The organism is Denitrobacterium detoxificans (assembly GCF_015062615.1).
GTDB classification, from domain to species: domain Bacteria; phylum Actinomycetota; class Coriobacteriia; order Coriobacteriales; family Eggerthellaceae; genus Denitrobacterium; species Denitrobacterium detoxificans_A.
The window spans coordinates 38,297-50,688 of sequence record NZ_SUUH01000006.1; the positions used below are offsets into that span (position 1 = coordinate 38,297).

The window sequence follows — 12,392 nt, forward strand, 5'->3', positions numbered from 1 at the left end:
GGGGTTCGCATGGCATTGCGCCATGCGAACCCTTTGTTTTGCCCTTGCGGCGACACCAGTGGGTCGCTCGTCGTCATGCGCCAAGGGTCGAAGGCGGCCGACGTGCTCGTTGAGGGAAGTGGCTACCGGGACGTGCATGTGAATGGCGATAAGGTTGCGTTATGCGTCGCCCTCGTTTTGGCCTTCCTCGTCTTTGCCGATGCGAGCCTGAAGAGCTAGCACGTAACCCTCGGGATCGTTTTTGAATGGAATGCACTTTCGCTCTTCGAAGAGGCGCCTGTAGGGGCACCCGCCTACGCAGGTGGGCAGCCAGACGCATTCTCGGCATTCCTCGTCGGGAACGGGACAGGCGGTATTCAGGAACTTCGTGAGATTGTCGGCGTTGGAGGCCGATTTGATGGGGTCTGCCGGGTCCCAGTCGTGTGCGGTGCCGAAGCTAATGTCAGGCTTGTCCACGGCCTCCCAGCACTTATGCAGGTTGCCCGCATCATCGATGCCAGTCGACCATAGGGTATGCGCGCCGCAGTAGTGGCCGCGCCCCTGGCTGAAGCGCTCGGATTCCTGACGGATGCTCACCTCGGATTCCGAACTGGAGCAAAGCAGGCCCACCTGTCTGCCCCGTTCTTCCGCGGTCGAACTGTCCGATACGGGGGCGGGGTAGTAGTGGAGCTTGTTTCCTGACTCGCTTGCGAGCTGGTTGATGAACGCCTCGAGCTCGTTTACCTCGTCTCGATTTCCCTCGTGGACGTTGTGGCGTATGTGTACTTGGAAAGGCAGATGCAATTCGCGCAGATTTGCGATGATCCGATCGAACGTGGGGCCTCCTCCGCGCAGGTAGCGTGTGGCGTTGTGGGTGTGCCCCAGCCCGTCGATGGTGATTTGGGCCGATTCCACCTTGTAGCGGTGGAGCATGTCGGCGATGTCCTGGGTGAGTAGGTACCCGTTCGTGATGATGGCCGCTCGGTAGGAAGCGCCATGCTTCTCGGCGAGGGCGATGAGCTGCTTGGAGAGCGATTCGATGATGTCGGGGGCCAGCAGAGGTTCGCCGCCGAACCAGTTTACGTGCAACGCCTTGGCCGATGACGTGCTGAGCATGCGTTCCGCCAGGGCGATCACGTCATCTTGCACTTCCTTCGTCATATGGCCGCGGCCATGATCCTGGAAGCAATACGGGCAGTCGAAGTTGCATCCCATGGTGGGGCAGATGGTGAGCCCTACCATGGGGGCGTTACCGCATGCGCCGCGCCCCATGCATTCGAGCGCCGCGCGTTCGTCGAAATTGGCGATGATGCCCCGCTTGGCAAAGCGCTCGATGATGGGGTGGTTCTCGTCGAGCTCTTCCAATACGGAAAGAAGGTAGAGTTCGATGGGGGTGTATTTGGCGCAGTTACCCTTGAACAGGTTTGCGATGGCCGTCATATTCGTATCGGGAATGGGCGCGCTGATGTTGTAGCGCGATACGTGCCATCCTGCTTCGCCCGCGGTGCGCGACGGCGCTGCCTGGCCTTTCTCCTCCGCCTTTTCTGCGTCGAGGTTCATGTTGCCCCTCCCTCGATATCCACTTCGGCCATTGTACCGTGCTCATCGATCGATTCGCGTGCTTGGATACCATTTTGAAACGCGGAAGCCGCGGCCCTAGAAACGGGAGAGTGACACTTCCAAATAAGTGATATTGTTTGTTTTGGCCTGCCATTACTCTGTACAATAGGCTCATGTTCTGAGGGGGCGGAATGGCTGAAACGGGTAGCTCCATATTTAATAACCGGGCTGTCGAGCGCTTGCGCAGCCCCGATGATTTGGAAAAGTACGTCCGCATAACTAGCCCCAGCGTCTGGGTGTTCCTGGGCGCCTGCATTGCGCTTCTTGCCGGGTTGCTCGTATGGGGCATTTTCGGTTCGGTATCCACCAGCGTTTCCTCTACGGGCGTGGTAGTAGATGGCCAGGCCATGTGCTTCCTCGATGCCGGAGATGTGGCAAAGGTCCATGAAGGCGATATCGTCAACATCGGCGGCGAGCTCATGGAAGTCAAGAGCGTCGCTCCTATCCCCGCTTCCCGCGATGAGGCGAACCAGATACTATCCAACGACTATCTGGTGCATGCGTTGCTGAAGGGCGATTGGGCATACCAGGTCATCTTCGAGGGTGATTCCTCGAATCTTCCTTCCAGCGTCCCCCTTACGGTAAACATTACGGTCGAACGCGTTGCCCCCATTTCCCTTATCCTTGGGAGGCAGTAGCGTATGGCGCGCCGCATTGTCAAAGTTCCGCAGGTCATGCAAATGGAGGCCTTGGAATGTGGGGCCGCCTGCCTAGCTATGATCTTGGCGTATTACGGGAAATGGGTCGCCCTGGAGCAAGTGCGCGCCGATTGCGGTGTTTCTCGAGACGGTTCGCGTGCGTCCAACATCCTCAAGGCGGCTCGGTCGTACGGCCTTTCCGCCAAGGGTATGTCGTATTCCGCTTCCGCCCTTCGTTCTTCGGGATCGTTTCCCTGCATTCTGTTCTGGAACTTCAACCATTTTGTGGTGCTGCGTGGGTTTAGGGGCAAGTTTGCCTACATCAACGATCCGGCGCGAGGGCAGGTGAAGATTCCTATCGAGCAGTTCGAGGATTCCTTTACGGGCATTGCGCTCGTGTTTGAGAAGACCGACGCGTTTCAGAAGGGCGGGAAGAAGCCCGATACCACTGCCTATGCGCGCGAGCGCCTGCGGGGGCTTGGCCCCGCGGTGGCGTTCGTGATGATCACCGCCGCCATCGTTTCCATCGCCACGATCGTTGATACGTCCATGGGTCAGGTGTTCCTGGACCGCATCCTTTCCGGCAGCAACCCCGATTGGCTTGTTCCCGTAACGATAGTGATGTTCGTGCTTGCCATGATTATCGGCATCGTTTCCATTATGAACGCTGCGTGGCTCATGCGCATCCAGGGCAAAATTGCCGTGGTGAGCTCCTCGCGCTTCATGCGTCATTTGCTGCATTTGCCGGCGGGCTTCTACGCCCAACGCATGGTGGGCGATCTGCAGCAGAGGCAATTGGCCAACGAGACGATTGCCTTTGCCCTCATCGGACAGCTCGCGCCTGTGCTCATCAACGTGGTCATGTTGGTGCTGTACCTGATCATCATGCTGAACTACAGCATTTTGCTTACGGTCGTGGGCGTGCTCACGGTTGTCTGCAATGCGTTCCTGGCGCGCTATATTTCAAAGAAGCGCATCAACATTTCGCGTTCGGGCGCCATGTCTGCCGGCAAGCTCTACGCGTCAACCGTAAGCGGCATCGAGATGATTGAGACCATCAAGGCTGCTGGTGCGGAAGACGGATTCTTCGGACGTTGGGCAGGCTATCAGGCTGCGGTGAACGAGAGCCATGCCCGTTCGGCCAAACTGAACGAGTACCTGGGCATGGTACCCCAGCTCGTTACGCAGATTGCCAACATTGCCGTGCTGGTGCTGGGCATTTGGCTCATCGTTGAGGAACAGTTCACGCCTGGCATGCTGTTGGCCTTCACGGGCTTCCTCAATGCCTTCATGCAGCCGGTGGGGCAGATAGTCGTGCTGGGACAGTCCATTCAGGAAATGCAGACGCAGATGGAGCGCATCGAGGACGTCATGCGGTATCCCGTAGATGTTCCCGAAGATGGTGACGAGGCCGTTGACGCGCAGAGCCTGGATCGAGAGAAGCTTCAGGGCTACGTCGATTTGAATGGAATCACGTTTGGCTATTCGCCGTTGGAGCCGCCACTCATCGACGGCTTCGATTTGCATATGAAGCCCGGTCAGTGGGTTGCGCTCGTAGGCGGTTCCGGATGCGGAAAGAGCACGATTGCGAAGCTGGTGAGCGGCTTGTATTCGCCTTGGAGCGGAGAGGTTTCAATCGACGGCACGCCCATTGCCGATATTCCTCGCCCGGTGTTGCGTGGGTCGCTTGCCGTAGTGGACCAGGACATCGTTTCCTTCGACGACACCGTTTCGGAAAACGTGAAGCTGTGGGATGCCTCCATCGAGGATTACGAAGTGGTGCTGGCTTGCCGTGATGCGGGTATCCACGATGTCATCCTAGAGCGCGAAGGTGGTTACTCTTCGCCTGTTCAGCCTGGTGGTGGAAACTTTTCGGGCGGGCAGTTGCAGCGCTTGGAAATTGCCCGCGTTCTAGCCCAAGACCCTACCATCATCATTTTGGATGAGGCAACGAGCGCCTTGGATGCCAAGACGGAAGAGGAAATCATCCGATGCATCCGCGAACGCGATATCACCTGCATCGTTGTGGCCCATCGCCTGTCGACTATACGCGATTGCGACGAAATCGTCGTGATGGAGGATGGCAAGATAGTGGAGCGTGGCACGCACGACGAGCTCGTGGCAAAAGACGGCGCATATGCGGAGTTGGTGCGCAATGACTAGGTGGATCGAATCTCAAATAGAAACGCGTGCGAAGCTCGACAGCGAGATGACCGAGCGTGCGTACGCCGAGCTTGCCGCCAGCGTGAGCAACCCTCAGAACGCTCCGCACTTTTCCGTGAACGACGTTGAGCAGGTTGATGGCGCTTCGCGCGCGTGCCTGCGGTTTCTGGGCATTCATGCGGGTCACGTGCCCGACGATATTACCGATGTCGAAGAGCGACTCGATTGGCTTTGCCGCCCCACGGGCACGATGCGTCGTCGCGTTCAGCTCACGGATGGCTGGCAAGACGAGGCGTTTGGCGCAATGCTCGGCCGTCTGGATACGGGCGAAGCGGTGGCCTTACTGCCTCGGGGCGTGCATGGATATTGCTATCTCGAGCCGGGTACGGGCATAAAGCGAAAGATTACCGCGAAGAATGCCAAGCACTTTGAAACCGATGCCATCTTGTTCTACAAGGGCTTGCCCAACAGGCCTCTTGCCGTACGCGACTTGATGATGTTCATCATAGGCGCGTTTAGGTTCAACGATTACATGCTTGTGTGCGCGGCTGCTCTCGCCGTTGCACTCATGGGCTTTCTTCCCGCGTGGGCCAACAAGGTTGCCTTTGGCGTGGTTGCGCCATCGGGGCAGTCCGAGCTCATTTTGCCCATTGCGGCGTTTTTACTGGGCATGACCATTTCCACGGTGCTCATAACCGCCTGTCGTAATTTGATAATGCAGCGCATATCGTTGAAGCTCGACATACTTGCCGAGTCGGCTGCCTTTGCGCGCGTTCTCTCGTTGCCGAATGCCTTCTTCAGGAAATACTCGTCGGGCGATCTGGCGAGCCGCGTTGCGAATGTCACGCTTTTCACGCAGCATTTTACGTCGGTCATGCTGGGCAGCGCGCTTACGACGCTCATTTCGCTTGTGTACGTGCTCCAGATTGGGGCATTTGCCCCGGCGCTCACCTTCCCCGCCCTTATCACGATGGCGCTGCAGGTGCTTGCGGTGGTGTTCATCACGTCACTTACGGCGCGTTTCGAAGTTGCCACCGTCGAAGCGTCGGCTCATTTGTCGGGCGAGGTAACCGCCCTGCTCAATGGCGTGCGCAAGATCAAGCTCGCAGGTGCCGAGGACCGTGCGTTCTCCAAGTGGGCGCATAGCTATTCGGAGTATGCTCGTTCGGCGTACAACCGCCCCGCCGTTACGCGCGCGGTTGTGCCCATCGTCACCTTCATTGGGCTTCTTGGCCTTATCGCCATGTACTATCTGGCGGGCGCCTCTGGCGTGACGGTCGACAACTACATGGCGTTCAATGCCGCGTATGGTCAGATGAGCGCGGCCGTCCTTACGCTTGCGCAGATTAGCGACGAAATGGCCCGCATCAAGCCCATGCTCAATTCCATTTCGCCCATTCTCGAGGCGCAGCCCGAGATATCCGAGGGCAAGCCTTCGGTGGAGTCGATCACAGGTAGCGTCGAAGTGGCCGACGTGTCCTTCCGCTATGGCGATACCCAGCCCTACGTGCTCAAGAACCTCTCGTTTAGCGTGAAGCCGGGGGAATATGTGGCTCTGGTTGGGGCTAGCGGCTGCGGGAAGTCCACGGTGATGCGTTTGCTGCTGGGGTTCGAGATGCCCGAACGCGGGCGTATCTCGTATGGTCCATACGACGTGCGCCGCGTCGACTTGAAGTCGCTGCGCCGTCACATTGGCGCCGTTATGCAGGATGGCAGCTTGTTCATGGGCGACATCGCTTCGAACATTTCCATTTCCACTCCGTCCGCTACGCTCGACGATGTGTGGAATGCCGCCGAAATCGCGGGCATTGCCGAAGACATTCGCAAGATGCCCATGGGCATGCAGACGCTCGTGAGCGAGGGTGCGGGTGGCGTTTCGGGTGGCCAGCGCCAGCGCATCATGATTGCGCGCGCCGTATGCGGAGGGCATAGGATTCTCCTGTTCGACGAAGCCACGAGCGCGCTCGACAACGTAACACAGCGCCATGTCGTCGATTCTCTTGCGTCGTTGAAGTGCACGCGCATCGTGATTGCCCACCGACTTTCTACCGTGCGCTATTGCGATCGCATCCTCGTTTTGAACGAGGGGCGCGTTGCCGAGGAGGGGACGTACGAAGAGCTCATCCAGAAGCACGGGCTCTTCGCTGGCTTAGTTGAAAGGCAGCGCCTCGATACCTAGCGTACGCCGAGGCCGCGTGGAAAGGGGCGTGCAGGCCACATGGATAGGCTTATTCTCTTCAACATACTGTATGCCCTGATGGCAAGCGAGGGCCGCGAGGCTGTGCTCTTTGGGCAGTCTGCGCCTGCGATGAATGCGGCGTTTTCGCGCAGCTTGGGCGTTCCCTCGGCATTTCCCGAGGTGTGGTTCGAGATTCCCCTGCTGGGCGATCCCTGGTGCGATGTGCATGCGCTTACTTCGATTGACGATGCGCGGCAGGGTCTCACGCTGGGCGAAGGGGTTCGTGGCGCGAGTGCGGATGCATTCACGTGGTTTGCCCAGCAGGGCGATTCCGTGCGTCAGCTTGCGCTGAGCTGGGACACGGGTTCGGGCAATGCCGACGTCCCAGCCATTCAGCTACTCATGCGAAAGAATGATGTGCCTGCTACATGCGATTTCCTTTCCGCGGTGGGCAGATCCGATGCCGTGGATGCCTATCGTTCGTTTGCGCGGTCCCTGCCCGACGAGTGGTTTGCCTGCTATGCGGGGGTCTTTCCCGAGCGACCGGGCCACAACCTGCGCGTCGAATGCGTTCCCTCCTATGGCATGCAGCGCGCCTATGCCGAAGATGCCGCATTGCTGGGACGCCACCTGCGCCAAGTGGGGCCGTCTTGGGTGGACGATTCCCTTGTTGCGCTGTGCCAGGAGCTGGCCGCTTCGCCGTTCCAGCTGGAATTCCAGTTCGACGTTGATGCTCGTGGCTGTGCGGAAGGCGCCCTGAGCGCGAGCGTGCGCTTTGCGTGCCCGCCGGGAGAGCCGGGTTACGAATCGTTTGGCATGGACGGCGCGGCTGCCGAACTCATGACGAAGCTGCAGGATAGGGGTCTTGTCGATGGGCGATGGCAGGCATTGGCGGACGCTGCGTTCGCAAAGCGCGTTGCCCGCGGGGATGGCGGCGTCTTGCTGTCGGCGTATCCTGCGTTCGTGAAGCTCAGGTGGCGCGATGGCGCGTTGCTTGATGCGAAGGCCTACGTGATAGGAGGCGCGCAATGAGAGCCCTATCGTACGAGGATGTCTATCAGGTCCTCTTGCTTCAGGCTGCCGACGAGGGGCGAGGGCCCGCCTTGTTTGGTGACTGCCTCGATCGCGCGCGCATGGTGCCGCTGCCGTTTTTGGTGGGCGAATCGTTCCCCGACGTCTATCTGGAGTTCCCCCTTCTGGGAGAGCCGTATCTCGATGTGACGCTGCTTTATAGCGAGGTGCAGCCTGGAACGCGCGTCGATTCGCCTCTTGCGGGCGATCATGGGGCGATGTTCGACTGGTTTGCCCAGGCATCCAAGGCGCAGTCGGGGATGTCCTTCGGGTTCGAGCTCGATACCGGGAATCCCCAGATGCCCGAGGCGGCCGTGCATTTTCAGCCGCGTGAGGCCATGTCGTTTGTGCGACCGTTCTTCGATGCCCTGGGAGAACCCGAGCGGGGCATGCTGTACGAGCGGCAGGCGGCGCGCATGCCTGAGGGTTGGTCGCTGGCGTTTTGCGGCATGTTTCGCAGGCGGGAGAATGCCCCGCTACGCGTATGCGGCTACATGGACAAAGCGCAGCAGAATGCATGTGCTTCGAGCGGCAAATGCCTTGATCAGGCATTTCGTTGCGTCGGGTTCACGGCGTACACCAGCTCGATGCTCGAGCAGGTTCAGCGTCTCCTTGCCCTGGCGCCAGGGGGCGTTGACTTTCAATTCGACGTGTATCCCGATGGGTCGCTTGGCGACGTGTTCGCCATTGATGCGCAGTTCCAGATCAAACAGCCGCATGTGGTGAACGAGATGTTCGAATCGGGAGCTCCGGGGCGCGTTATGCACCAGTTGGAAGAGTGGGGCATTGCAGATGGCAGGTGGCGCCAGGGCATTCAGGCGACATTCGCCCGTGCATTGCCCATCGAGCTTCCGCAGGGTGGAATGGGGCGCTATGCCCTTACGGTCATGCCCCAGTGGGTGAAGGTACGCTGGACGAAGGGCGTATTGCAGCCCTCCAAGTTGTACCTGTGCGCGCAGGGTACGGTTCTGGATTAGGTGCGCTCGCGTTTGCTTGGCGCGCCTAGCTCTGGAACACGCAGTGCGCGATGATGACGATGATCGTGGTGAGGATGCCCGACACGGCCAGGGCCACGCCCGACATTGCGCCTTCGAGTTCGCCCATTTCGATTGCCTTGGTGGTGCCCACGGCGTGAGAGCATGCGCCGATGGCCACGCCCTTGGCGATGCTGCTATTCACATGGAAGACCTTCGCCATAACGGGCGAGAAGATGGCGCCCAGTATGCCGGTGATGATCACGGCGGCAACGGTGATGGACGTGATGCCGCCCAGTTCCTGCGATGCCGCGATGGCGATGGGCGTCGTTACCGACTTGGGGATGAAGGAAAGGGCCATGTCATTGCCTAGGCCGAGCAGCTTGCACAGGCCATACGCGCTTGCCATCGATACGACCGAGCCTACGAAGCAGCCTGCCACGATGGGGATGAAGTGCTCTTTCAGGATCTGGCGCTGCTTGTATACGGAATACGCGAGCGCTACGGTAGCCGGCCCCAGCAGGAACGAGAAGATCGACACGCTTTGTTCGTACGAGTCGAGCGAGATATGGAAGAACGTCAGCGCGAAGATGAGTCCGATGAGCGTGATGAGCAGCGGGTTCAGCAGCGGCGTCTTCACTTTCTTGTAGAGCAGCACGCAGAGTTCGAATACCGCTATGGACGCAAACGATCCAACGAGGAGCAGGATGGCGAAGCTGAAGTCGGGCAGCGCGATATCGAGCACGCCGTTGGGTGCCAGGAAGAAAGGAATCTGCATGGCCTTATGCCTCCTGGCTTACGCGGGCGCCGCTCTTGCGCTTTGCCTGGTGGTTTTCCATAAGGCGCGATACGAGCCGCACGGTAAGCGAGGTGGCCAGAAACACGATGACCGTCGTGACGATGCAGACGAATGCGAACTTTAGCGCGGCGTCCTGCAGGAGCGTAAAACATCCCATGATGCCCACGCCAGCGGGAATGAAGAATATGGACATGTTGTCCACCATGTAGTCGCACGCATCGCCCACGTGCTTTGCCTTCACGATGCCCGTCGCCAGGAGCGTGAGCAAGAGGGCCATGCCTACGATGTTGCCGGGAATGGAGATGGGCAGGTACTGCGAGATGAGGCAGCCGAGCTCGTAGACGGCGATGAGCAGCGCGAGCTGCATGGCCAGCGTTGCTATGCGCTTGACTTTACCCTTGGGGGTGCTGGCTTGTTGTTCGGGATCTTCTTTGCGGGCGCTGCACGCAATCTGTTCCGTGGAGTCGCTGCCCTTCGCTGCCTCCTGGCTTTCAGGATGGTGGCTGATGGTGGATTCGTGCGTTTGGGGCTGTGTTTTTCTACTCCGGAACATGTTTTTGTGACGCTCTCGATTCATTTTCGTCCGTTTACCGATTTCTCAACGTTGCGTGACTATACACCCATTAGGGATTCGTGTGGCATTTTCAACGTTTCACCACGTAGATATGCGAGAGCGTACAAACTACGACCAGATAACGCTCATGCGGCGATATAATGGGCGGAGAAGTTAGCGCAGCCGCCATACGAAGGGGTGTGTCATGGATTTGAATACGAACATCGAGGGAACGAGCGCAGTAATTGCCATCGACGGCAAGCTTACCGTTGCCACGGCCCCCGAACTAGAGGCGGCCCTTGCCGATCTTCCCGAAACCGCTACCGACGTCGCGCTCGACATGACGAATCTCGTGTACGTCGCCTCTGCTGGCCTGCGCGTCTTGGTTGCTGCGGAAAAGCGCATGCTGCGTCAGAATGGCACGCTTCGCCTGCTGCATCCGAACGACGAGGTCATGGAAGTATTCGAAATGACGGGCCTGGTCGACATCTTCACCATCGAGCGCTAGAGCAAGCCTGCCAGAGCGCGAAGAGCCGCGCGCGGAGCACGGTTCGGTATGGGTAAAGCTAATCCCGCTACCTTAGGGTGGCGGGATTTTTTTGCCCAAAACATAATGATGCCGGGCCGATAGGGGGTCGGCCCGGCATTTACTCTGCGCCCGTGGGAGGATGGGCGTGTGGCGGAGCGCTCTTCAGCTGCAGAATTGAATCACGCTGCCGCCGTGCCCGTGGGCGTCGAAGAGCTATAGGGTTGCGGCGCTTTCGCCGGCCACGTACCCATGGGTAGAGGCCAGGCCGTTAGAGCCGCCGTGGAGAAGCGATTCGTAGCTGGCGCCGAAGCGGTAGCCAACCGTGTTGCCGCCTGCATACAGGCCGGGGATGGGATCCCAGTTCTCGTCGAGTACCTGCATCTTGTCGTTGCAGCGTACGCCGCCCAGCGTGCAGTAGAACAGGTACTGCATCTTCCAGGCCTGGTATGGACCATCGTCGATGGGGTCCAGGTAGCGCTTGGACTTGCGGAAATCCAGGTCTTCGCCGGCTTCGCACAGCTCGTTGTAGCGCTTAACCGTTGCGGCCAGGGTGTCGGCGGGAACGTCGATCTTCTTGGCCAGCTCTTCGATGGTATCGGCCTCGTAGTGCTCGGTCTTCTCGATGTCGAACATCTTCGCGGCGGCTTCCTTGTCGTAGCCGAAGGAAGAGGGCATCTGGAAGTCGTTCGTGGGGATGATCTGCCATACGTAGCCTTCGTGGCCGGGCAGGTCGGCAACGATGTGCGCCGAGGTCAGAAGCGAGGTGCACTCGTTCATGAAGCGCTCGCCCTTGGTGTCTACCAGCAGGTAGGGGAAGGAACGCCATGCGGTGGTCTGCCATGCAGCGTAGCCGCAGATCTCTTCCATTTCCGCGCCAGCCCAGCAGAGCATGCGATGGCCCAGGCCGTCGTCCATCTGCTTGTCGGTAACGGGGTCGCTGCCCATGTAGGCCTCGTAGGAGTTGTACTTCAGCGCCCAGTCGGCGAAGTGCTTGGGGAAGAACTTCTTCATCATGGCTTCGTTCTTGCCGAACGAGCCGGTGCACATGACTACGCCCTTGGCGGCCTTGAAGTGGATGTGGTCGCCATTTTCGTCGGTGGCGATGACGCCGGTCACGCGACCGCTGTCGTCCTGAACCAGCACTTCGGCCTTGGTCTTGTAGTAGGTCTCAACACCCTTGTCCTCCAGGAACTTATGGATGTTGTGGGTGAAGTCGGTCAGGATGTCCGTTTCGGAGAACGCCACGCCCGTGCTGATGTAGGAGGTGATCTCCTGGTCGGGGTCGGGGAAGATGCCCTCCAGGCTCAGGGGCAGGTAATACTGGTTGTAGGGTTCCAGGAAGTCCTTGCGCAGGTTGTCCATCAGTTCGCCGGAGCGGTTGATCCACAGCGTGTTCAGGCGCATGTCGGAACGATACTGCGTGAGGTTGAACATGTCGTTGGCGGTCTTTACCGGATCGTACATGGGAAGGCCAGCTTCCTTCTGCGTATCCGAGTTGAAGAACGAGATGGTCATGCCGCCAATGTGCGGAGCGGCATTTCGCTCGAGCACGGTAACCTGGGCGCCGTTCTTCATGGCGCCATAAGCGGCCATGGAGCCAGCGAGTGCGGAGCCGACGACGATGACCTCGGTCTCGACGGTCTTCGAGCAGTCGTTCGGCGTCAGGTTGGGGGCTTCGCCCAGCCAGTCTTCGCTGCTTGCGGCAGCGCTCTTGTCGGCTTCCTTCTTGGCGGAAGATCCGCTCGGGGATGCGCAACCCGCCAGGCCTGCTCCCATGCCCAGCGCGCCGGCTACTGCGCCGACTTTCAGAAAATTACGACGAGAAAGTTCCATCATTCCCTCCTAGATGAGTCCTTGCTTTTCTCGGCATCAAAAATTCTGCGGAAG

General features: G+C 59.3%; 11 protein-coding genes. 7 read left to right on the forward strand and 4 right to left on the reverse strand.

What is annotated here, in order from left to right:
- Positions 1-9 precede the first annotated feature (9 nt).
- A complete protein-coding gene (locus tag E7002_RS07640) occupies positions 10-219 on the forward strand; it encodes a hypothetical protein (RefSeq protein ID WP_303728279.1) in 210 nt (69 codons plus the stop codon).
- Here the strand turns inward: E7002_RS07640 and E7002_RS07645 are convergent.
- The gene (locus E7002_RS07645; protein WP_303728280.1) at positions 160-1,539 is read right to left on the reverse strand and encodes a radical SAM protein; all 1,380 of its coding nucleotides are present in this window, start codon (positions 1,537-1,539) and stop codon (positions 160-162) included. The genes E7002_RS07640 and E7002_RS07645 overlap by 60 nt on opposite strands.
- Positions 1,540-1,730: 191 nt before the next feature.
- Here E7002_RS07645 and E7002_RS07650 point away from each other — a divergent pair, with 191 nt between their 5' ends.
- The 5 genes from E7002_RS07650 to E7002_RS07670 are packed head-to-tail and all read left to right on the forward strand — an operon-like array spanning position 1,731 to position 8,627.
- The gene (locus E7002_RS07650; protein WP_303728281.1) at positions 1,731-2,237 is read left to right on the forward strand and encodes a hypothetical protein; all 507 of its coding nucleotides are present in this window, start codon (positions 1,731-1,733) and stop codon (positions 2,235-2,237) included.
- Positions 2,238-2,240: 3 nt separating this feature from the next.
- A complete protein-coding gene (locus E7002_RS07655) occupies positions 2,241-4,400 on the forward strand; it encodes an NHLP family bacteriocin export ABC transporter peptidase/permease/ATPase subunit (protein WP_303728283.1) in 2,160 nt (719 codons plus the stop codon).
- On the forward strand, positions 4,393-6,579 hold the full coding sequence (locus E7002_RS07660; RefSeq protein ID WP_303728284.1) for an ATP-binding cassette domain-containing protein: 2,187 nt from the start codon (positions 4,393-4,395) through the stop codon (positions 6,577-6,579). Before E7002_RS07655 ends, E7002_RS07660 begins: the two co-directional genes overlap by 8 nt.
- A 39-nt stretch (positions 6,580-6,618) precedes the next feature.
- Positions 6,619-7,611 carry a hypothetical protein gene (locus E7002_RS07665; RefSeq protein ID WP_303728285.1) on the forward strand — a complete coding sequence of 331 codons (993 nt, stop codon included), beginning with the start codon at positions 6,619-6,621 and terminating at the stop codon, positions 7,609-7,611.
- Complete coding sequence (locus E7002_RS07670) at positions 7,608-8,627, forward strand: hypothetical protein (RefSeq protein ID WP_303728286.1); 1,020 nt, start codon at positions 7,608-7,610, stop codon at positions 8,625-8,627. Before E7002_RS07665 ends, E7002_RS07670 begins: the two co-directional genes overlap by 4 nt.
- Before the next feature lie 25 nt (positions 8,628-8,652).
- Here E7002_RS07670 and E7002_RS07675 read toward each other — a convergent pair whose 3' ends face one another.
- Both E7002_RS07675 and E7002_RS07680 read right to left on the reverse strand, forming a co-directional pair.
- Entirely contained in the window at positions 8,653-9,402 is a 750-nt protein-coding gene (locus E7002_RS07675; protein ID WP_303728287.1) for an LrgB family protein, read from the reverse strand.
- 4 nt (positions 9,403-9,406) lie between these two features.
- Complete coding sequence (locus E7002_RS07680; protein ID WP_303728289.1) at positions 9,407-9,976, reverse strand: CidA/LrgA family protein; 570 nt, start codon at positions 9,974-9,976, stop codon at positions 9,407-9,409.
- Between the two features lie 205 nt (positions 9,977-10,181).
- Here E7002_RS07680 and E7002_RS07685 point away from each other — a divergent pair, with 205 nt between their 5' ends.
- A complete protein-coding gene (locus E7002_RS07685; protein WP_303728291.1) occupies positions 10,182-10,484 on the forward strand; it encodes an STAS domain-containing protein in 303 nt (100 codons plus the stop codon).
- A gap of 234 nt (positions 10,485-10,718) precedes the next feature.
- On the opposite strand, the gene E7002_RS07690 is transcribed toward E7002_RS07685, so the two are convergent.
- Positions 10,719-12,341: an FAD-dependent oxidoreductase gene (locus E7002_RS07690; protein WP_303728293.1), complete on the reverse strand. Its 1,623-nt coding sequence runs from the start codon at positions 12,339-12,341 to the stop codon at positions 10,719-10,721.
- Positions 12,342-12,392: the final 51 nt, after the last annotated feature.

Bases quoted from the DNA above. Each gene is read 5' to 3' on its own strand.
- E7002_RS07670 (WP_303728286.1), top strand. From the start codon at position 7,608: ATGAGAGCCCTATCGTACGAGGATGTCTATCAGGTCCTCTTGCTTCAG.
- E7002_RS07665 (WP_303728285.1), top strand. From the start codon at position 6,619: ATGGATAGGCTTATTCTCTTCAACATACTGTATGCCCTGATGGCAAGC.
- E7002_RS07660 (WP_303728284.1), top strand. From the start codon at position 4,393: ATGACTAGGTGGATCGAATCTCAAATAGAAACGCGTGCGAAGCTCGAC.
- E7002_RS07685 (WP_303728291.1), top strand. From the start codon at position 10,182: ATGGATTTGAATACGAACATCGAGGGAACGAGCGCAGTAATTGCCATC.
- E7002_RS07675 (WP_303728287.1), bottom strand. From the start codon at position 9,402: ATGCAGATTCCTTTCTTCCTGGCACCCAACGGCGTGCTCGATATCGCG.
- E7002_RS07640 (WP_303728279.1), top strand. From the start codon at position 10: ATGGCATTGCGCCATGCGAACCCTTTGTTTTGCCCTTGCGGCGACACC.
- E7002_RS07655 (WP_303728283.1), top strand. From the start codon at position 2,241: ATGGCGCGCCGCATTGTCAAAGTTCCGCAGGTCATGCAAATGGAGGCC.
- E7002_RS07645 (WP_303728280.1), bottom strand. From the start codon at position 1,539: ATGAACCTCGACGCAGAAAAGGCGGAGGAGAAAGGCCAGGCAGCGCCG.
- E7002_RS07690 (WP_303728293.1), bottom strand. From the start codon at position 12,341: ATGATGGAACTTTCTCGTCGTAATTTTCTGAAAGTCGGCGCAGTAGCC.
- E7002_RS07680 (WP_303728289.1), bottom strand. From the start codon at position 9,976: ATGTTCCGGAGTAGAAAAACACAGCCCCAAACGCACGAATCCACCATC.
- E7002_RS07650 (WP_303728281.1), top strand. From the start codon at position 1,731: ATGGCTGAAACGGGTAGCTCCATATTTAATAACCGGGCTGTCGAGCGC.